Raw genomic sequence first — 20,308 nt, forward strand, 5'->3', positions numbered from 1 at the left:
GACGTCCTGCCGGCCCCTGCCGGCTCACGGGTCGCGCGCCAGCGCGTCCACCTGTTCCTGGACCTTCACGGCGTCGGAGAAGAAGTCATCCAGGGGCTCGGTTCCCACCAGCCGGAAGACCGGCGGCAGCAGCGACCGGCGGAAGCCCAGCTCCGTGCTGAAGGACTCGTTGCCCAGCCATGCATCCGCCCGCGACAGCGCGCCAAACGACAGCGTGACGACGGCGATGACCCGGATGAGCCGCCCCGGCTCCCAGCGCGTCACGTAGCGCAGGTGCCAGTAGAGCCCCCAGGCCATCAGCGACAGGAAGGCGACGTGGTGGGCCCAGGCCAGGTTGCCGCTCACCCCCAGGCTGAAGCCCACCAGCGTGAGCAGCGGCTGGATGACGACGGAGCCCAGCAGCACCAGCGCGGCCACGGTGGCATGCGTGCGGTAGTGGAACTGGCGCCGGGCGATGCGGCTCGCCACCGACCAGCCACCCGCCCACAGGAAGGTGATGCCCAGCGGCACCACCAGCGCCACCGTCAGCTCCCCCCAGTCCGTGCGCCCGTAGTTGGCCAGGTAGCCTTCCAGCAGGCTGGCGCCCAGCAGGGCCTGCAGGGCCAGGGAGAAGTAGCGGGGCTGCTCGAACACGCGTGGCCTCGGCGCGGTGGGCGCCGCCGCCACGACGGTCTTCTCCACCGGGTGACCGCGCGCGCGGAAGCGCAGCACCGTGTCCCCCACCGACACGCGGATATCCGTGGCCAGCTCCAGCTCGGCCAACTGCGCCCAGGGCTCCACGCGGTAGGTACCGTTCTGGCTGCCCACGTCGCGCAGCACCAGCGTGCCGTCCTCGCGGCGCTCGATGCGCAGGTGCTCGGCGGAGACCTTCGGGTCATCCAGGATGACGTCGTTGCCGTAACCCCGGCCGACGTTGACGGGGAAGCGCTCCAGGCGATGACGGGCCTGGACGGAGTCCCCTTCCAACACCTCCAGGAAGATTACTTCGTCCACGACAGCCCCTCCAGGTAGCGGCGCGCCAGCTTGCGGCCATTGTCCGCGGTGAAGCCAGCCAGCGTGAGCGACGTGTCCACGCCGCTGGTGCTGCCATTGAGCGTGGCCGCGCGCAGCACCAGGTCATAGAGGCCGGGGAACTTCCGGTAGGCACGCATGCACAGCGCGGCACGGACGGGCAGGCCCGCCACGTCCACGAACTCCGACTGGCAGCGGTAGTTGGTGACGTCCTGCCGTGTGGCCTCCACCGCGTCCGGGTCCTGTGAGAAGAGCGCGCTGTAGAGCGCGGAGAAGCGCAGCGCCCCCAGCTTCTGGCTGGTGGCGTGTTGATGCAGGAAGGCCACCACGCCCGTCCGGTGGCGCGAGGACACGAAGATGTCCTCCTCCGACGAGCACTGGTAGTTCGTCACCGTGTACGGCACCTCGGGGTCATGCGGCGTGTCCCCCCAGCACTTGAGAAACGTGCCCCAGCGCCCCGGCACGCGGTAGCTGCCCAGCGTCTGCTGCGGCACGGGCGCGCCCAGCAGCCTTTCGGTGACGCGCTGCTGGTTGTCCAGGAGCTGCGCGCGCACGGTATCCAGCAGCGCCTGCGCGCCGGAGTCCTTGGCTTCCAGCGCGCGGGCCAGCAGCGCGCGCGCGTGCTTCACCGGCACCAGAAAGCCCACCTGGTTGCCCATGGTCGCCACGTTGACGCCCACCACGCGGCCCTCTCCCGTGAGCGTGGGGCCGCCGCTCATGCCCGGATTGATGGCCCCGCTGAAGTGCAGCCGCTCATAGAGCGCGTCGTGGATGAAGCCGTTGTACGTCCCCTCCACGATGGTGGTGCCCAGATCGCGCGGATTGCCCATGGCGAACAGGCGCGCGCCCTGCGGCGGCTCGCGGTCGTCCAGGTCGAAGAAGCTCTGCACCGGGGTGGCCGTCTGGATGATGGCCAGGTCGTGCACGACGTCCACGTCCACCAGGCGCACCGGCACGGGCTCTGCGCCGCCCTTCAGGACCAGCTCCGCCGTGTAGTCCTCCGGGTGGATGACCACGTCGGAAATCACGTGGTAGTTCGTCACCGCGTGCCCGGCGGCCGACACGAAGAAGGCCGAGCCGATGGACGAGCGCGTGCCAGAGCGCCGCTCGATGATGCGCACCTGCGCGACCTGTCCCTCGATGCGCTGGAACAGCTCGTGCGTGGCGGGTGGCAGCGTGCTCAAGGGCACGGCGGGCACGGCTTCGGGGGTGCCAGGTGCGGGAGGCGGGCTCGGCGCCGCCGGCACCACCGGCGACTGCGTGAGCACCGCTGCGAGGATGAAGGCGAACATGGATGCGGCGCACCCTACCCCACCGCGCCCTCCGACGGACGTGCAGCCTCATGTCTCGCGCCAGGCAGGCGGCCGGGCGGTCCGTCCACCCACCGACGCGGCCCTGCGCCGCCGGTCCATGGTCGCACCGCGCGCGGGGTCCCCATCTTCACCCTTCGGGTGGGGGAGCCGGCATGCGTCACAGCCAGTGGTGCGGCCGGCGCGGACCCGCGGCGCGATGGCGGAAGGTGGCGCTGCTGGTGTCCCTGCTGCCCTCGCTCGCCCAGGCGGCGGAGTTTCCCGCGGATGCGCCACGCGCCGAGGACGAGGAGGCCGCCGCCCCACCTCCCCGGCCTCGCCAGTTCTGGTGGGCCCTGGGTGAAGTGACGGCCATCAACCTCACGGTGTGGGGCTTCAACCGATACATCATGAACAAGGACTTTGCCCGGGTCGGACTGGACGCATGGCGAACCAACTTCGAAATGGGATTCGTCTGGGACAAGGATGATTTCAGTACCAATCAGTTCGCGCACCCCTACCACGGCAGCACGTACTTCAACGCCGCCCGGGACCATGGCTTCAACTACTGGGGCGCCATGGGCTTCACCCTGGTGGGCAGCCTCCAGTGGGAGTTGTTCGCCGAGAACCATCTGCCCTCCTACAACGACCTCATCAACACCACGATGGGTGGGTGGGCCCATGGAGAGGTCATCTACCGGCTGTCCTCCATGCTGCTGGACCAGCGCGCCACGGGAACCCGGCGCGTCGCCCGCGAGGTGAGCGCGGGGTTGCTCAATCCCATCCGAGGCTTCAACCGCGTGGTGCGCGGGGATGCCTGGCGCAGCGCGCCCACCCCAAAGGACTGGCAGCCGCCCGTGTTCGCCGTGCTGGCGCGCACCGGCTACCTGAACATCGACGCGGGCACGACGCTGAACCAGTTCTTCGCGGAGCTGGACCTGCGCTACGGCGATGCCGTGCGCTTCCCGGTGGACACGCCCTTCGACGCCTTCAACATGGGCGTGCAGTTCACCACCGGCGAAAACCGACTCATCAGCCGCGCCGAGGTGAAGGGCGCGCTGGCGATGCTCCCGCTGGAGAACAGTGGGAACGAGCGCGTGCTGCTCGGCGCCTTCCAGCACTTCGACTACAACGACACGCAGGCCTACGAGCTGGGCGGTCAGTCGATCGGCGCAGGGCTCGTGTACCGGTACCTGACGCAGGGGGGCCGTGAGCTGCGCCTGGCGCTTCATCTGCGAGGCGTGGTGCTCGCAGGCATCACGTCCGAGTACGCGGACAAGGTGGGCCGCGACTACGACTACGGCCCGGGCCTGGGCTTCCACTTCGAGGCGTCCTACGGGCGCTGGCCCTGGGAGTACCTCAAGCTGCACGCGGGCAGCACGTGGCTGCACACGCTCAACGGCGCGGACGGCAACCACCTGGTGCATGAGGGCACCTTGCTGCTGGACGTGCCGTTGTTCGCCAACCTGGGCCTGGGCGCCAGCTTCACCTTCTTCGAGCGAAACAGCTTCTTCCGCGACTTCGATACCGTCTCACGCGGAGTCCCGCAGGCCCGGGTGTTCCTCTCCGTGCACTGACCGTCCACGCGGGGCACGCGTGACTACGTGGGGTTGCCCGCCGCGTGACGCAGCCGCCGCCGGCGCCACGCCGTGTACGAGACGACCAGCGCTCCAGCCAGGGTTCCCGCCAGCGCGCCCAGCACCCGGCGTGGGACGGGGCCACCCGCGCTCGGCGGCTCGTGGCGGAAGGTCTCCAGCGAGGCGCGCACTTGCGGCTCCAGCGCCTGCCACCGCACCGCGGGCGCACTGACCATCACCACGGCGTGCTCCCCCTCCGAGGCCAGGCCCGCGACGAGCACCGTGCGGACCTGCCCCGCCTCGCGCAGCGTCCCCAGCACCTCCACACGCGGTGTCACCCCGCCCAGGCGCTCCACGCGTTCCGCTGCAAGCGAGAGCCCCAGCTCGCGCTGGTAGTGCTGCATCACCGCGGACGCGAACTCTTCCCGGTCGGAGGGGCTCGCGCTGAAGCCGCGCCCCACCACGGACACGAGCAGCGTGGCTGCGTCCGGGCCATCACCGTCGGTGAGGGCCGCCGACAAGGCGCGCGGAGCGTCCGGGTCCAGCGCCACCGCGCCCACGCGCGAGCCGGCGTACTGCTCCCACCGCACCATGTGGAAGCCTTTCGGTGGGCGAAACGAATAGCCATCCCGGCGCAGCTCCGTTCCGAGCGCGCCCGGCAGCGTCAGCAGTCCGACGGCCAGGAAGGTGGCGTGCACCGGTGCATCATAGTCATCCCCCTACGCCCGCGCCCGCCCGGAAGCCGGGTGGCCTCGCGACCTCAACGCACGGCGTGTGGCGCTTCGGGGCTGGGCTGACGATGGAGACGGACCCGGAGTGCCGAATCCGGCTGTCCGAAAGCGCTCGCTCGCAAGGACATTCGTGCGATTCGCATTTCGAGCGAGACCTGAGACAGGCGCGCTCGCTTCGGGGTCAACGGTCCGCATCAACAACCATGCGAACATCGTGGGCGCCGGAGGCAACGGCGGCTCGGGAGGCAATGGCGGAGGCGGAGGCCGGCCCCGCTCGTGCAATCGCGACGGGCTGCCGGGAGGCACGGCCATTGAGCTCACGGTTCCAGCCACCCTCACCAATCGCGGCAACATCTGGGGCGGCGGCGGTGGTGGTACCGGCGGGTCCGGGTGCAACCGAAACGCGGGCGGTGGCGGCGGCGCCGGCTTCGTCGGAGGCGCGGGGGGTGAAGGCGCCAGTTCCCTCAGCGGTTCGGAAGAGCTGGCGTATTGCGGCCAGGACAACGGCGTGCGCACCGGCGAACCAGGCAGGGCCGGCGGCACCGCGGGAGGTCAAGGCGGCCGGACGGGCGACTCCAGGGGCGATGGCTCGCACGACATGCTCGGCGGGGATGGCGGAGGCTTTGGCCAGCCCGGCGACCCCGCGGGAGCGTGTGGTGGACTCGGCGCGTCGACCGGCGGCGCCGCCGGTGCCGCGATCAAACGCCGGGGGCACGCGGTGAACGTGCCGGATGGCCGCTACGACACCGGCGGGGGTCGCATTCGCGGCCCCGTCTTGCCTTGAGGTGCTGACACCGCCGCTACTGGCAGGTCACCGGGTCCTTGCAGGAGTACGTCAACTGAAAGAGCGCGTGGTGGTCGCCATACGGCGTCTGCTCGCAGCGCAACTCCTGCTCCACCGCGTTGCAGTATCCCGCGGGGCATGCCGCCGAGGCCTCCGCATAGGCCTGCTCCCGAGCGGTCTCCATGGCACGGTGGCAGCGGAGCGGATGATTGACACCTCGCGTCGCGACGTACCGCTCGCCGCCGCAAATACAAGGCGCGGCACAATAGGTGTAGCCCTGCCCACAAAACACCCAACCCCCGTTGCTGTCCCCCGAGAGACACAGGCCGTTGGTGGCACCACAGGACACAGGAGCGGCTCCCGGACATTGGCGGGTCACAGTACAGGACAGCGCCTGCCCCGCCTCTCCCAGCCGGATTTCATCCTCACCCGGGTCCCCCACGTTGCACGCCGCCAGCGCCACGGCAGCCAACACCACACCCCAGTACCTGGATCCATCGAAGTGGATATGCATCGCCGGGACGCTAGTGGCGGCCGCGCCAAGGCATCCATCGTGGGAAGCCGCAACGCGCTGGCGCATCGGAATTCCGACGCGATACTCTTGCAGCGTGAGCGACACTCCCACCGAGTCTTCTCAGCGCATGAGCGGGTTCATCGCAGGGGCCGCCATCGCCCAATCGCTGATGGTCCCCTACCTGGTGCTTGCCGGGCTCATGGCCGCCGAGGTGTCAGGGGCCCTGGCCGCGGCACTGCTGCTGTACGGGCTGACCTTGGCTGTCGCGACGGTGTTCCTGTTCCGTCGCAAGCGCTGGGCATGGAGCCTGTCGTCCGCGCTCGCGGTGGTGGCGTTCCTGGCGGGAGCCGGCGTGGCGTGGATGCCTCCATCATGGGTGGGGGGTATCCACGCCCTGGGTGCGGCAGCGATCCTCGGTGCCCTGTCCGCGGGCCGCCCGGCCATCGCGGCGCCACCGGCGCTCACGGCCGGCTAGCCACGACGCACCTTGCCAGCCATGCTCCAGGCATTTCAGAACATCACCACAGAACGCCTGCTGCTTCGCGCCGTGCGCGACAGCGATTTGGACGACGTGTTCGCCCTGCATGCGGATCCGGAGACGAACCGGTTCAGCGTTTCCGGCCCCATGCCCTCGTTGGACGTCGCGAGGAAGCAACTGGCGCTGTGGCTGGACGACTGGTCCCGTCACGGCGTGGGCTACTGGGTGGTGGTGCGGCGCGAAGCCCCGGGTGACGTCGTGGGCTTCGGTGGCGTGCGCCACAAGGTGCTCGAAGGACGCACGGTGCTGAACCTCGCCTATCGCTTCACGCCCCGGAGCTGGGGCACCGGGTATGCGACGGAGATGGCCCGCACGGCCCTGGCGCTGGCCCAGCGTCACCTGCCCGACGTGCCCGTGGTCGCCATCATCCACCGGGACAATGAGGCATCCCTCCGCGTCGCGGAGCGCAGCGGAATGCGCTTCGAGCGCGTCATCGACTACGAGGGCACACCCAGCCGGCTCTACGTGCCCGCCCCGCCGTAACGCCGGACTCACTCGAGCGCCGCGATCCGGTACTCCCCTTCTTCCAGCACCAGCCGGACGGCGCGTTCGTCGCCCAGCGGGAACACGGCCTCACCCGCGCCGACACGGACATGCGTATTGAGTGCGAGCCGAGCACGGCGGAGACGCTCCTTCGCAAGCGGTTCGCGCTCGAAATCCTCGCGAAGGCGCTCCGGGGTGTAACGCGCGCGCAGGGGCCCGGCGAGTTGGCCCCAAGCGGCCGTCCAGTCACGGGCCTCCACGCTGTCGATGAATTGGCGAAGGGCGGCCCGAGGCACATCCGCGGGCCGGGCCTCGACGACACGCCACCCCTGGGTGGACTGCGCGACCGTCAAGGAGGGCGCTCGCGCCTCGAGGAGCGGCGCGCCGGCGCGGACGTCCGCGGCCCTCGCGCTGCGAGCCCCCGCATCGGAATAGCGCTCCAGGAACGCCGCCTCCTCCTCGGGCCCCCCCACAGTCAGCGCGAACGCGTCCCCGACACGCCCTTCCTCGAGGGCGCGGGCATACGCCTCCGCGACGGAGGCGGGTTCGCGCGGCGTGGTCGCACAGGCGGTCAGCAGGAGGCAGAAGACCAGGGAACGGTTCATACGCATCGCGGGGAGAATACCTGCCCGGGCACGCCGGCCAATCGCTGTCTTCGACCAGGCACGGTGCCTCACCCAGGCGTGCCTGGCCGAGCGCCGCGGCGCTGCGCCCTCTCCGCCTTCGTCACCTGCTCCAGCAGGTCATGGAGCCGTGGCTCCTCCACGGGCTCGATGAACTGGACGGTATGCCGCCGCCCCTCCTCCTCCACGGTCACGGTGAACCGGCGGGCATCCGCGGCGCCTGGAGGCAGGGTGCCCACAACGGGAGGCAGTTCGAAGAAGCGGGCGGCCTGGACACTGTGCCGCAGCGCCTCCGCCTGCTCTGGTGGCAGGCTCGTCAGGTCCACCACTCTTGGCCGAGCCAGCCCAGGGAAGTAGGCCGGCCCGCCTTCACGCTTGAGTTCGATGCGCATGGCAGCCGCGGCGCAGCCCTCACGCCCTGGGGGCGCGCCCCGCTTGTGGCGAAGGCTGGGTGACGGCGCCGACGAACGCGGGCATGCGGACACCAGACCGGGCGACGCGGATGCCCACCTGCTCCCAGGCCTCCCGGACCGCGTCTTCCTCCTCTCCCGCGCCGAACAAGCGCGTCGCGGACATCACGGTGATGCGCGCAAAGTCGAGGAAGCCCATGTCGGGCTTGATGTGTGAGTCGCGAATGGCGTCGTACCAGATGCGCCCCGCCCGCTCCCAGGCGTAGCCGCCCAGGTGCGACGCAACCAGGTAGAACGCCCGGTTGGGGATACCGGAGTTGATGTGCCCCCCCCCGTTGTCCTCCCACGTATGGACGTAGTCCTTCATGTGCCCGGGCTGAGGGTCCTTGCCCAGCACGTCGTCATCGAAGGCCGTCCCCGGATTCTTCATGGAGCGCAGCGCGACTCCCTCCACGTTGCCGGTGAGGAGTTCCTTGCCGATGAGCCAGTCCGCCGCATCCGCCTTCTGCTTGAGCTTCATCTGGCGCACCAGCGAGCCGAAGACGTCGGACATGGACTCGTTGAGCGCGCCCGCCTGGCGGAAGTACCAGAGCGGCCCCTCGTCCTCGGTGACACCGTGCGCGAGTTCGTGCGCGATGATGTCCAGGCAGATGGTGAAGCGGTTGAAGAGGTCGCCGTCCCCATCCCCGAACACCATGCGCCGGCCATCCCAGAAGGCGTTGTCGTAGGTGTTCCCGTAATGGACGAAGGCCTGCAGCGGCATCCCATCTCCGTCGATGGAACTGCGCCCGAAAATCTCCCAGAAGAAGTTGTAGGTGTCTCCCAGGCCGTCATAGGCCTCAGTGACGGCGATGTCGTCCGTCGCCTCCTGTCCCTCGAAGCGAACAGGCGTGCCAGGAAACGCCTCACTGTTCCTCAAGTCGTAGATGGTCCGATGCAGCGCGGATTCCACCATCATCGCCCTGGGACGGGTGACGAGCGTCGACGGGGTCGTTCTGCTCCCCGCGAGCCGGAGCGCACGGAACGTCGAATCCGTGGAAAGCGTCCGCAGGACGCGCTCACGTTGTTCGCTGGTGCCGTTCTCCGCGATGGAGCGAGCCAGGTATGGCGGCAGGATGCAGTGAATGGAGTGCCGGTGTCGTGTTGGGTGGAACATGACGAATCCCTCTGCTGAATGGGCTCAGCCACGAGGGTAGGAACGCCGGACCTCCCTTCGGGCGACTCGGCCGCGCACGGGCTCCGCCGTCCTGAAGGAGCACAGGCACGCGGACGAGCCGGGGCCCTCGTTTTCCAGGGCGTCTCCCTGTTCGCCATTCCCATGCGAACAGCGCCCCCGATCAGTGACACCACACGCGGCCAGCGCCTATTCCTCCGCGTCGCCTTTGGTGAGGGGGGACGCGGAACATGGCGAACACGATGAGCCGATGTCTCAGGGGCGTGCTGTTCGGAACCGTGCTGCTCTCCAGGAGTGCGGCGGCTCAGGAAGTTCCGGCACGACTCCAGGAGACCTTCGGTCCGGTGCTGAATTTGAGCGGGACGCCCACCTTCAACTTCGAATTCCAGACAGCCGTCGCCGACAGCAACGTCTACATCGTGTGGAGTGATACATCGTCCCTGGACGTCACCCACGTCTACCTGCGCAGGAGCTCGGACCAGGGAAAGAGCTTCGAGCCTCCCCAGAGGCTGAGCAACGACACCGGGTCCGCCTACCTCCCCACCGTGGTCGCGGAGGGAAAGAAGGTCTACGTCGCCTGGCACGAACAGGGCATCCAGTTCCGCGTGAGCCACGACAACGGAAGAAACTTCGCTCCCGCGGTGACCCTGGCCGCGCACGGCATTTCGCCCCGGCTCGCGGCCGAGAACAGCGATGTGTACGTGACATGGACCGAGCTCACGGGCGCGCGGTCAGCGACCCAGCACTTCCGGGCGAGTCACGACAAGGGGCTGACCTTCGGCCCCACACTGGCGCTGGATGACCGTCATGGCACCGGGGTGACAGAGATGACCGCGTCCAACAATCGCGTCTACATGGTGGGCGACGACATCGACGCGGATGACCGGCCCGACGTGTACCTGAGGACCAGCCCCGACGAGGGAACGGCCTTCGCACCGCGTCTCAACCTCAGTGCCGGCGAGGGCCCGGGGCAGCCGTCGCTGCTCGCCCGCATCGCCGTCAAGGCTCAGAAGGTCCACGTGGTCTGGGAGGAATGCAACGACCTCTTCCCGGACACCTGCACCATCCTCTACCGCCGCAGCACCGACCGGGGGGAGAGCTTTGGCCCCACCCAAGCCATGAGTGGGAGCCAGGGCTTCGCGCTCGCTCCGGACCTCGAAATCTCGGGTCAGCACGTCTTCGTGGCGTGGCAGGACGACAGCCCCGGCAACTTCGACATCCTCCTGCGCGCCAGCAACGACCACGGGGCCACGTTCTCCGCGCCACGCAACCTGAGCCTCACCCCGGGATACTCCGGCTCCGTCAGCCTCTCCGCGGCCCAATCGCATCTGCGCGTCGCGTGGGAAAACACCACCGCCGGCTCGGTCGACATCTTCTACCGGGCCAGCGGTGACCTGGGCGCGTCGTTCACGCCCGTGACGAACCTGAGCAACACGCCGACGCGCTCTTCCGCGCCGCGTGTCTTCGCCTCCAGCGGCGGATCGCATGGCTACGTGGCCTGGCTGGAAGACCTGGCCAACGAAAACACCGACGTGTTCTTCCGCCGCACCGAGGCGAAATAGCCCGGGACACCACGTCTCCTCGCAATCGCGGCGGCCACCCTCGCACCGCGCCCTGGCCTCGAGCGTCCGCGCGCGCGACATGCACCGCACAGACAGCCTCCTGAAATCCGCGCCTGAGTGCCAGCCACCCCGACACAGCGTGCGGCCTCCCGGAATCCGAGCCTTGTCGCGGCGTCTCCCTGCGTGTTCGTTGTGACATCCCCGCGCAGCGCGGGTAACCTGCCCGGGAGATGAACCCCGCCGCCAGGGCCGACATGGAGTCACGTGCCGATCGCGCCCTGCGCCGCGGCGAACTCACCGAAGCGCTCCGCCTGTACGAGTCGCTCGTGCGGGCCTTCCCGGCGGACGAGGGGCTCGCCCTCAAGCTCGCCAACGCGCGCGAATTGCTCCAACCCGCGGAGTTGGAGGTGCTCGAAGCCGCCCGGGCCGAGGCCAGCATCCCCCTCCCCGTGGGCCCTTCCTCCCCCGTCCAGGAAGGCGAGCGCCTCTTCGCGCTGGGCGACTATGCGGGCGCCGCTGCTTGCTACCGGCGCGCGGTCCAGGAACGCCCGGACAGCGAGCTGCTCAAGGAGCGGCTGATCGAGCTCTATGGCCTCGCGAAGGCCATGCCCCTACAGTCACCGACAGATAGGGCACTCCCCGACAAGCCGGAGCCTCGGCTCCAGGCCCTGCTGGACCGGGTGGCCTCGCGCCGCCGCCTGAAGCGGGACTGAGGAAAACGCCCGTTTCCACTCACGAATCAGCCCTGGCCGGTGATTCACGCGTTGCACCCCCGGGGGGCCCCCCCTACAATCAGGTCCGACGTTTCTGTCATGGTGAAGCACCCTCCCTCTGACACCCGCGTCCGACCTGTATGCCCCGTCCCATGAGACTTGGAGTCCTGACCGGCGGTGGCGACTGCCCCGGCCTCAACGCACTCATTCGCGGCCTCGTGAAGCGAGGCACGCACGAATTCGGCTACGAGTTCGTGGGCATCGAGAACGGCTACATGGGGCTGGTGGAGCCAGGGCTCGCCCACCCGCTCACCGAGGAGGACACCCGCGGCATCCTCCCCAAGGGCGGCACCATCCTGGGCACGTCCAACAAGGCCAACCCCTTCAGCTACGCGACCCGTGAGGATGGGCACTGGGTGGAGCGGGACGTGTCCGATCAGGTCCTGCTCCGCTGCGAGGAGCTGGGCCTGGACGGGCTCATCGCCGTGGGCGGCGACGGGACGCTGTCCATCGCCCACCGGCTCGTGGAGAAGGGGCTCAAGGTCGTCGGCTGTCCGAAGACCATCGACAACGACCTGTCCGGGACGGATCAGACCTTCGGCTTCGACACCGCGCGGCTCATCGTCACCGAGGCGCTCGACCGCCTGCACTCCACCGCCGAGGCCCACGACCGGGTGATGGTCGTGGAGATCATGGGCCGCCACGCCGGCTTCCTCACCCTGGAGAGCGGCATCGCCGGGGGCGCGGACGTCATCCTGATTCCGGAGATTCCGTACAGCGTGGAGTCCGTGGTGGAGAAGATCCGCCGCCGCTCCACCCGCCGTCGCAGCTTCTCCATCATCGCCATCTCCGAAGGCGCGTTCCCCCAGGGCGGCGAGCTGGCCGTGCTGGACACGGCGGAGGCCATTCCCGGCCGGGGCGTGGTGCGGCTCGGCGGCTCGGGGAAGGCGCTGGCGGACCTGCTGGCCCGGCACATCGAGGCGGAGATTCGCGTGACGGTGCTGGGCCACCTCCAGCGCGGGGGCAGCCCCAGCGCGGCGGACCGGGTACTGGCCACTCGCTACGGCTGCAAGGTGCTGGACCTGGTGAGCGCGGGCCAGTGGGACCACATGGTGGCCCTGCGTGCGGGCGAAATCATCGCGGTCCCCTTGAGCGAGTCGCGCAAGGAGCGCCGCGTGGATCCGGCGGGTGAGCTGGTGCGCTTCACCAAGAGCATGGGCATCAGCTTCGGGGACTGAGGGGACCGCCAAACCGCCATGACGACGCTCGTCGGCCGCCATATCGGTCGCTACCGCATCCTCGAGCAACTGGGCTCGGGGGGCATGAGCGTCGTGTACAAAGGGCTCGACACCGCCCTGGACCGTGAAGTCGCGGTGAAGGTGCTGCACCCGCACCTGGCCGGCAAGGACGAGTCCCGCCGGCGGCTGGCCCGCGAGGCCCGCGCGGTGGCCAAGCTGCACCACCCCAACATCCTGGAGGTCTTCGACTTCTCCGCCGCGGACGCCCAGGACGCGTTCATCGTCACCGAGTACATCCGCGGCCAGACGCTGAAGGCGTTCATGGACGAGGGCCCCATGGACCCGCCGGAGCTGGCGGCCATGGTCATCCACGAGTTGGCCGCGGCGCTGGCGCACGCGCACGAGTCCGGCGTCATCCACCGCGACCTCAAGCCGGAGAACGTCATGGTGCGCGAGGACGGCGTCCTCAAGCTCATGGACTTCGGCATCGCGCGGCTGATGGACATCGAGGAGCGGATGACCGTCACCGGCACGCTGGTGGGCTCGCCGGCCCACATGGCCCCGGAGATCATCGAAGGCCTGGAGGCGGGCCCCACGGCGGACGTCTTCAGCGTGGGCATCATGTTCTACGCGGCGATGACGGGACGGCTGCCCTTCAGCGCGCCGAACACCACCGCCACGCTCAAGCGTATCCTGGACGGGGACTACGAGGACGCACGCCGGCGCGTGCCCGCGCTGTCGGACGAGCTGGCGGACATCTGCGCCATCTGCCTGCAGCGCGACCCGGAGCGGCGCTACCCCGACGCGGCCCGGCTGCGGGACGCCCTGGCGGACTACCTGGCCGGCCTGGGCTTCGCCCGCGTGGGCGAGGAGCTGGTGTCGTACTTCGCGGACCCGCCGTCGTACCGGAAGCTGGCCCGTCAGCGCATCGTCGCCACCCTGCTGGAGCGCAGCGAGCGGCAGCTCGCGGAGAAGCGCACCCCGCGCGCCCTGGCCAGTCTCAACCAGGTGCTGGCGCTGGACACCACCAACGCGCGGGCACTGGCGCTCCTCAAGGGCATCCAGCGCGCCCAGCGCATCAAGACGTGGCGCCGCCGGGGTCTGCGCCTGGGCGTGGGCGTGGCCGCCGCCGGACTGCTGGGACTGGGCGGCTGGAAGGCCCGCCACGCGAACGACGCCGAAGCCACCACCCCGCCCGACGCCACCACGCCTGGACAGGTCGCGGCCACGCTGCCTCCGACCCCGCCCTCCGAGCCGCTCGCCACCGTCGCGCCTCCCGACACCACCCCGGCCCCGAAGGAGAGCGCCGGGCGCCCCGGCCCTGGCACGTCGCAACCGCCCCGCCCGGCTTCGCGCGGGGTCAAGGGCGCGACGGCACCGGGAGGCCTGTCGCCGCGGACGGATGGCACGCCGGCCGTGGGCGGCACCGTTCGCGGCATGGGCACACGCCCCGCGGGCGAGGACGAGGAAGCACCGCGCAAGCCGCTGGTGCGCAAGCTGCCTGTGTCCATCCTGGTGCGCCCCTATGGCAGCATCCGCGTCGATGACGGCGTGCCCAGCGCCCAGCCGCTCCAGAAGCATGACGTGGAGGTGACGCCGGGCCGGCACACCGTCACCATCTCCTGCGACTACTGCGAGGACGTGGTGGACACCATCGACGTGCAGCCGGACGGCGACAACGTCTTCCACCTGCGCGCCCAGCCGAAGGCGTCCCGCCTGTCGGTCGACTTCGAGCCCGCGGGCGCGCTGGTGCGCGTGGGCGACGAGTTCCGCTCCGCGGAGGACAGCCTGAAGACGCCCTTCGAGGTCCGCTCCCCGCGAGGCCCCGCGGGCTTCCAGCACACCGTGGTGGTGGAGGTCTCCCACCCGGGCTACGTGCCGGAGCGCCGGGTGGTCCATCTGCGGCCGGGCGAACCCACCACCCTGCGCGGGAGCCTCCGCCCAGAATGAGCCGCTGCCTCCCGCTCTTGTTCACGGCGCTGATGCTGCTCGCTCCGGGCGCCACGCTCGCCCAGGACGCCGGTGACCCGGAGGTCGCCGCGCTGCGTGCCAGCTTCGAGTACGGCAAGTACGCCGAGGTGATGGACCGCGCGGCCTCGCGCATCGACCGGGGCGGCCTGGACGAGGACGACCTGGCGGAGCTGCACAAGCTCGCGGGCCTGGCGGCCTTCAACCTGGGCCGCACCGACGACGCCCGCCGTCACCTGCGCGCGCTGCTCCGGTTGGATCCGGACTTCAGCCTGGACCCCTTCGTCGTCCCGCCGCCCGCGGTGGCCTTCTTCGACACGCTCAAGGAGGACATGGACACGGAGCTGGACTTCCTGCGCCAGGAGCGGCGGCTGCGTCAGGAGCGCGAGAAGGCGGAGGCCGAGCGCCGCGAGCGCGAGCGCCTGGAAGCCGAAGTGCAGCGCCGCCGCGCCGAGGAGCTGGCGTCCCAGGTGACGGTGCGCACGGTGGAGAAGCGCAACTTCCTGGTCAACTTCGTCCCCTTCGGTGCCGGCCAGTTCCAGCAGGGCCGCACCAGTCTGGGCATCGTCTTCGCCGCCACCGAAGGGGTGCTGGCGGTGACGAGCATCATCTCCTTCTTCGCCTACGAAGGGCTCTTCGAAGAGCGCACCATCGATCTGGACAACGTGCTGGACCCGGACGGCCGGGCCTCCGTCACCGTGCGCTACATCCCCACCAGCCGGGCCAGGCAGCGCGACGCGTGGCAGTTGCTCAAGCTGTCGTCGGCCGCGGGCTTCTACGCCATCTACGCCGTGGGCGTGGTGGACGCGCTGTTCCACCACGAGGACCAGGTGGTCCGCAGCACGGTGGAGCCTCGCGCCGAACAACCCGCGGAGCCGTCCCCTCGCTCCACTTCCGCCCGCGCGACGGCACCGAAGACGTACACGCGCGTGGGCCTCTACCCGACCCGCGGCGGACTCGGCGCCGGTCTCACCCTCTCCTTCTGACGGAGACTCCCTCCAGGTACGTGAAGCCATGGCCAGCCTCACCGTCCGCACCCCCGATGGCAAGATCCGCGCAGTCTCCCTGCACAAGCGCCTCACCAGCATTGGCCGGGGCCCGGACAACGACATCCCGCTGGAGGACACCTCCGTGCCCGCCAGCGCCCTGCACGTCACCTTCGACGGCACGCGCTACGAGGTAGGCAGCCTGGGCGCCACCTTCCACGTCAACGGCAAGAAGCGCGACGCCCATGCGCTCTCCACCGGCGACGTGGTCCGCGTGGGCCACACCGAGCTGATCTTCGCCCGGGACGACGCGCCCCGTGCACCGCCGCTACCCGCGTCCCCTCCGCGCGAGCTGATTCACACGTCCAACCCCGACTCGCACACCTCGGAGCTGCCCGGCGTCCCCGGCCGCGAGCTGCTGCTGCTGCGCCGGCTCACCGCGTTCAGCGAGCGGCTGCTGGGGCTCTACGACTTGGAGCGCCTCCTGGAGGGCCTGATGGACGAGGCCATCGAGGTGACGCGCGCCGACAAGGGCTTCCTCATCCTGATGGAGAACGGGGACCCGCGCGTGAAGGTGGCGCGCAACGTGTCCCGGGAGAACATCGAGGACGCGGTGGAGAAGGATAAAATCTCCGACTCCATCATCGCCAAGGTGGTGAAGGAGCAGAAGGCGCTCATCGTCGCGGACGCGCTGGACTCGCCGGAGTTCAACAAGAGCGAGTCGGTGGTGAACCTGCGCGTCCACTCCGTCATGTGCGTGCCGCTGATGCAGAAGGGCGACCTCTTCGGTGTCCTCTACGTGGGCAATGACCGGCTGGTGAACCGGTTCGAGCCCAAGAGCGCGGACATGCTCACCATCTTCGCGGCGCAGGCGTCGCTCATTCTCCAGAACGCGATGCTGGTGAGCGACCTCAAGCTCGACAACACCGAGCTGCGCCGCAAGCTGGAGGACCAGCGCTATGGCGACATCGTCGGCGCGTGCCAGGGCATGCGGGACGTGTACAAGCGCATCGACAAGATCGCGCCCACGGACATCTCCGTGCTCATTACCGGTGAGACGGGCACCGGCAAGGAGCTCATCGCGCGGGAAATCCACCGCCGCTCGACGCGCGCGAAGGGCCCCTTCATCACCATCAACTGCGGCGCGATTCCGGAGAACCTGCTGGAGAGCGAGCTGTTCGGCCACGTGAAGGGCGCCTTCACCGGCGCGGTGGCCACCAAGGCCGGCAAGTTCCAGGCGGCCATTGGCGGCACGCTCTTCCTGGACGAAATCGGTGAGATGCCGCTGCAGCTCCAGGTGAAGCTCTTGCGCGCGCTCCAGGAGAAGGTCGTCTACAAGGTCGGCGACAACCGCGGCGAGCCGGTGGACATCCGCGTGGTGGCGGCCACCAACAAGGTGCTCGAGGACGAGGTGAAGAAGAACACCTTCCGCGAGGACCTCTACTACCGTCTCAACGTCGTCACGCTGAAGCTGCCGCCCCTGCGAGAGCGCGGCGAGGACGTGGTGGTGCTCGGCCGCTTCTTCCTCCAGAAGTACGCCCGCGAGTTCAGCTCCAAGGCCCGCGGCTTCACCCCCTCCGCCACCGTGTCCATGCGCAAGTACGGCTGGCCGGGCAACATCCGCGAGTTGGAGAACCGGCTCAAGAAGGCGGTGGTGCTCGCGGACAAGCCGCTCCTGGGGCCGGATGACCTGGACCTGAAGCCGGAGAACCTGGAGCCCATCATGCCGCTGCTCCAGGCCAAGGAAGAGTTCCAGAAGCGTTACATCAACGAGGTGCTCGCCCGGAACAACGGGAACCGCACCAAGACGGCCAAGGACCTGGGAGTGGACCCGCGCACCATCTTCCGGCATCTGGAGAAGCTGGAAGCGGAGAAGTCAGGGCGGCCCCTGCCGCCCGAGGAGGGAGACGAGCTGCTCTAGGGGAGCAGCCCGTCCGGATGATGGAAGCGACGACGCGGCGATACTCCTGGAGACGAGAGCTGTGGCTGCTGATGGCCGCGGGCTGCGCCGCGTCCGGCTGCCTCATCCCCCAGGACGACACGCTGCTGGACGCCGTGCCGGACTTCATGAACCGGCCGCCGCGCATCATCGACAGCCTGGTGGCGCCCCAGCAGCGCTTCATCTCGGACTTCGGCGCGGACGGCTGCGACCTCACCTTCGAGGTGGCCGTCGAGGACCCGGACGTGGACGACCGCATCGTCGTGCACTGGTACGTGGACTACAACCCGCAGGACCCGCGCGGCCCCTACCGCCAGTATGAGTTGGCCAGCACCCGCGAACCCCGGCGCTCGGACCGGGGCACGCTGCTCATCAGCCTCGCGTCCGCCAACAACCCGCTGAGCACACCCGGCCCCCACCTGGTGGAGGCGCTGGTGACCGACGCGGAGCTGGTGGACCGCGTGGTGCGGCCCCGGCCAGTGCAACTGCCGGATGGCACCACCATCAACAACCCGGGCTTCGTCGTCACCTATTCGTGGGTGGTCAACACCGTCCAGGGAGACTGTCGGTGAGGCGGGTGCGGCGGCTCGCGTGGACGGTCCTGCTGTCGGGTCTGCCCAGCGCCGGCTGCGTGCTGCTGGAGGAAGCGCCCGACCCCAGCCAGTTGGTGTGCCGCGCGGACAGCGACTGTGCCATCAACGAGGTGTGCTTCCCGGACGGCTGCGGCGACCCGGGCCGGGACATCGTGGTGGAGGTGACGCCCAACCCCCATGACGGCCTGCACGCGCAGGACTTCCAGGTAGACGCCATCCGGCCGGAGCTGAACCTGGCACTGTTCGGGCCCGCCACCGTCCAGGGCAGCACCGTGCGCGCCACGGCCCCCGCCGGCAGCGCCCCGCGCCCCTACAACGAGCCGCTCCACCTCACCGCCCGCGGGGAGAGCGCGCTGCTGCCGGGTGTGGCGCGCCTCTTCACGGCCGACCTGGTCCCTCTCAACGGCGCCTGGGTGCTGCCCGTGGGGACCGGGACGTACACGGTGACGTTGGAGCCGGAGGACCTGGGGCTGCCACCGGTGCGAGGCGAAGCCACCGTGTCGCCCGGCGGCGCCGTGCCCCTGCAACTGGTGCTGCCCTCCCCCAACCAGGTGGCCCGGCTGGAAGGCCGGGTGGTGCGCCAGGGCGCGCAGCCCGTGGACGCCGCGCTGCAGGTCCAAGCGCTGGACGCGGACCTGACACCCCTGTCCCAGCGCGTGCCGGTGGCGCGCGGCTCGGGCGCCTTCTCCCTGGCCCTGCCGCTGGAGGCCTCGCAGCGCACCAGCCTCCTGGTGCGCGTGACGGCGACAGGCGACGTGTGGGTGCCGCAGAAGACGTTCACCGTGGATCCCCGCGAGCCGCTCGCCGCGCCGCTGGAGTTGGGTGACTACGGCGACCCGGTCCAGGTGTCCGGCCGCATCCTGGGACGGGACGGCCGGCCCGTGGTCCAGGCCTCCGTGTCCCTGCGCGGACCCGTGGGAGGCGGCGGCAGTTACCAGGGGCCCCTGGGCACCACCGACGCGGAGGGCCGCTTCACGGTGGAGACGCTCCCGTCGGGGCCGGGCGGCAACCTGTCACTGGTGGTGGTGCCGCCGTCAGGCTCCACCGCGGGCCTGACGGTGCAGTCGGTGGAGGTGCCTCGCACCGGCGCGGTGCTGCCGGACGTCGTGTGTCCGGACCGCCGCTTCATCCGGGGGACGATTCTCCAGACGGACAACGCCTCACCGGCGCTGGGCGTGAGGGTGCTGGCGGATCCGGTGGGACAGGTGCCCGGCTGGCCGCGTCCACCGGCGGGCAGTGAGTCCCTGGGCACCACCGACGACACGGGCGCCTTCCGCCTGGGGTTGGATCCGGGCATCTACCGTGTGGACTTCATCCCCACGGAGAACCTACCCCGCGTCAGCCGCGTCATCACCGTGCTCCCCGGCGACGACGCGTCCGAGCAGGTGCTGGCCACCTTCCCCCTCCAGCGCGGCCGCACGGTGCGGGGCATGGTGACCGAGGCCGGAGCGCCCTCGCCCTATGCCTCCGTGCGCTTCTACCGGGTGGCGGACCTGGGAGGGCGCCCGTCTCCGGTGCTGCTGTCGCAGACGGTGTCGGACCACCTGGGCCGCTACACCGCCCTGCTGCCGGTGCGCTGACTCAGGGCAGCCGGCCGGCGCCAGGGTTGCGGCCCGCGGTGTTCAAGGCGTCATGCAGCGCATCCACCTCGCCGCCCACCTCTCCCGCGTACTGCACCGCATGGATGGCGTAGAGGTCCTGCACGCGCACCAGGCGGCGGAACACCTCCCGCAGGGGGGCCCGCTCACGCGAGTCGAGCGCGCATTCGGACTCACGCACGCGGAGCTTCTGCAGCCACGCGGTACGGAAGCGCATCCATTCCTGGTCGACGCTCTTGGCGGGAGACACGTTCACCAGCTTCTCGCGCCCGCTCTCCAGATCCGCCCACAAGGCGCGCGCGCCATCCAGGCACTCGCGGAACGTGAGCGCCACGGGGGCGGGAGGCAGCTTCTCCGGCGTCATGGCCAGGACAGAGTGGCCGACACTCCAGATGAGCCACAACGAGAACAGCGTGGTGACGAGGATGTAAATCCCATACGCGGCACCACGAAAGCGGCGGTAGCGGGGATCTTTCCGGGGGTCGGGAGCGGACACGGGGCCCACGTCTTATGACCGTGGACCCCGTGTGGCAACGCTTCCGTGTGTCGACTTTCCGGTGAGTGGGGTTCCGGACCC

General features: G+C 69.8%; 20 protein-coding genes. 12 read left to right on the forward strand and 8 right to left on the reverse strand.

The genetic code is table 11. The annotated features are described in order from the left end of the window. Positions 1-24 precede the first annotated feature (24 nt). Together FMQ63_RS21650 and FMQ63_RS21655 are read right to left on the reverse strand one after the other, a co-directional pair. The gene (locus FMQ63_RS21650; protein ID WP_020478347.1) at positions 25-993 is read right to left on the reverse strand and encodes an FHA domain-containing protein; all 969 of its coding nucleotides are present in this window, start codon (positions 991-993) and stop codon (positions 25-27) included. Beyond that, positions 981-2,303, reverse strand: a complete 1,323-nt coding sequence (locus FMQ63_RS21655) for a S1C family serine protease (protein WP_011554016.1) — start codon at positions 2,301-2,303, stop codon at positions 981-983. The genes FMQ63_RS21650 and FMQ63_RS21655 overlap by 13 nt, the downstream gene beginning before the upstream one ends. 173 nt (positions 2,304-2,476) lie before the next feature. On the opposite strand from FMQ63_RS21655, the gene FMQ63_RS21660 reads away from it, so the two are divergent. Then, on the forward strand, positions 2,477-3,877 hold the full coding sequence (locus tag FMQ63_RS21660) for a DUF3943 domain-containing protein (RefSeq protein WP_011554017.1): 1,401 nt from the start codon (positions 2,477-2,479) through the stop codon (positions 3,875-3,877). A 23-nt stretch (positions 3,878-3,900) separates the two neighbouring features. Here the strand turns inward: FMQ63_RS21660 and FMQ63_RS21665 are convergent, their stop codons facing one another. Next, positions 3,901-4,575 carry a hypothetical protein gene (locus FMQ63_RS21665; protein ID WP_011554018.1) on the reverse strand — a complete coding sequence of 225 codons (675 nt, stop codon included), beginning with the start codon at positions 4,573-4,575 and terminating at the stop codon, positions 3,901-3,903. A 163-nt stretch (positions 4,576-4,738) separates the two neighbouring features. On the opposite strand from FMQ63_RS21665, the gene FMQ63_RS38585 reads away from it, so the two are divergent. Next, complete coding sequence (locus FMQ63_RS38585) at positions 4,739-5,392, forward strand: hypothetical protein (protein ID WP_176973846.1); 654 nt, start codon at positions 4,739-4,741, stop codon at positions 5,390-5,392. 16 nt (positions 5,393-5,408) lie between these two features. On the opposite strand, the gene FMQ63_RS37505 is transcribed toward FMQ63_RS38585, so the two are convergent. Then, on the reverse strand, positions 5,409-5,576 hold the full coding sequence (locus FMQ63_RS37505) for a hypothetical protein (protein ID WP_020478345.1): 168 nt from the start codon (positions 5,574-5,576) through the stop codon (positions 5,409-5,411). A 457-nt stretch (positions 5,577-6,033) separates the two neighbouring features. On the opposite strand from FMQ63_RS37505, the gene FMQ63_RS21675 reads away from it, so the two are divergent. Next, positions 6,034-6,381, forward strand: a complete 348-nt coding sequence (locus FMQ63_RS21675; RefSeq protein WP_020478344.1) for a hypothetical protein — start codon at positions 6,034-6,036, stop codon at positions 6,379-6,381. Between the two features lie 12 nt (positions 6,382-6,393). After that, entirely contained in the window at positions 6,394-6,927 is a 534-nt protein-coding gene (locus FMQ63_RS21680) for a GNAT family N-acetyltransferase (protein ID WP_011554020.1), read from the forward strand. An 8-nt stretch (positions 6,928-6,935) separates the two neighbouring features. Here FMQ63_RS21680 and FMQ63_RS21685 read toward each other — a convergent pair whose 3' ends face one another. From FMQ63_RS21685 to FMQ63_RS21695, 3 genes are read right to left on the reverse strand one after another with little or no spacing between them, the layout of a single operon-like run. Next, on the reverse strand, positions 6,936-7,604 hold the full coding sequence (locus FMQ63_RS21685) for a hypothetical protein (RefSeq protein ID WP_011554021.1): 669 nt from the start codon (positions 7,602-7,604) through the stop codon (positions 6,936-6,938). Continuing rightward, on the reverse strand, positions 7,601-7,942 hold the full coding sequence (locus FMQ63_RS21690; RefSeq protein WP_011554022.1) for a protealysin inhibitor emfourin: 342 nt from the start codon (positions 7,940-7,942) through the stop codon (positions 7,601-7,603). Before FMQ63_RS21690 ends, FMQ63_RS21685 begins: the two co-directional genes overlap by 4 nt. Before the next feature lie 19 nt (positions 7,943-7,961). Continuing rightward, the gene (locus FMQ63_RS21695) at positions 7,962-9,116 is read right to left on the reverse strand and encodes a M4 family metallopeptidase (protein ID WP_011554023.1); all 1,155 of its coding nucleotides are present in this window, start codon (positions 9,114-9,116) and stop codon (positions 7,962-7,964) included. Between the two features lie 362 nt (positions 9,117-9,478). Between FMQ63_RS21695 and FMQ63_RS21700 the strand changes: the two genes are divergently transcribed. From FMQ63_RS21700 to FMQ63_RS21735, 8 genes are all read left to right on the forward strand, one after another. Continuing rightward, positions 9,479-10,696 (forward strand): sialidase family protein, encoded by a 1,218-nt coding sequence (locus FMQ63_RS21700; protein WP_225909297.1) that lies wholly within the window; start codon positions 9,479-9,481, stop codon positions 10,694-10,696. 230 nt (positions 10,697-10,926) lie between these two features. Next, a complete protein-coding gene (locus tag FMQ63_RS21705) occupies positions 10,927-11,409 on the forward strand; it encodes a tetratricopeptide repeat protein (RefSeq protein ID WP_011554025.1) in 483 nt (160 codons plus the stop codon). A gap of 152 nt (positions 11,410-11,561) precedes the next feature. Continuing rightward, positions 11,562-12,647 carry a 6-phosphofructokinase gene (locus FMQ63_RS21710; protein ID WP_011554026.1) on the forward strand — a complete coding sequence of 362 codons (1,086 nt, stop codon included), beginning with the start codon at positions 11,562-11,564 and terminating at the stop codon, positions 12,645-12,647. 18 nt (positions 12,648-12,665) lie between these two features. After that, on the forward strand, positions 12,666-14,597 hold the full coding sequence (locus FMQ63_RS21715; RefSeq protein WP_011554027.1) for a serine/threonine-protein kinase: 1,932 nt from the start codon (positions 12,666-12,668) through the stop codon (positions 14,595-14,597). After that, positions 14,594-15,601 carry a hypothetical protein gene (locus FMQ63_RS21720; RefSeq protein ID WP_011554028.1) on the forward strand — a complete coding sequence of 336 codons (1,008 nt, stop codon included), beginning with the start codon at positions 14,594-14,596 and terminating at the stop codon, positions 15,599-15,601. Before FMQ63_RS21715 ends, FMQ63_RS21720 begins: the two co-directional genes overlap by 4 nt. 28 nt (positions 15,602-15,629) lie before the next feature. Next, entirely contained in the window at positions 15,630-17,522 is a 1,893-nt protein-coding gene (locus FMQ63_RS21725; protein WP_011554029.1) for a sigma-54-dependent Fis family transcriptional regulator, read from the forward strand. A 17-nt stretch (positions 17,523-17,539) separates the two neighbouring features. Further along, positions 17,540-18,112: a hypothetical protein gene (locus tag FMQ63_RS21730; protein WP_011554030.1), complete on the forward strand. Its 573-nt coding sequence runs from the start codon at positions 17,540-17,542 to the stop codon at positions 18,110-18,112. Continuing rightward, positions 18,109-19,713, forward strand: coding sequence for a carboxypeptidase-like regulatory domain-containing protein (locus FMQ63_RS21735; protein ID WP_225909298.1), 1,605 nt, complete (start codon positions 18,109-18,111; stop codon positions 19,711-19,713). Before FMQ63_RS21730 ends, FMQ63_RS21735 begins: the two co-directional genes overlap by 4 nt. Before the next feature lies 1 nt (position 19,714). On the opposite strand, the gene FMQ63_RS21740 is transcribed toward FMQ63_RS21735, so the two are convergent. Beyond that, complete coding sequence (locus FMQ63_RS21740) at positions 19,715-20,227, reverse strand: hypothetical protein (protein WP_026114282.1); 513 nt, start codon at positions 20,225-20,227, stop codon at positions 19,715-19,717. Between the last annotated feature and the right edge of the window lie 81 nt (positions 20,228-20,308).

Source organism: Myxococcus sp. CA005 (assembly GCF_006518205.1).
Taxonomy (GTDB): Bacteria; Myxococcota; Myxococcia; order Myxococcales; family Myxococcaceae; genus Myxococcus; species Myxococcus xanthus.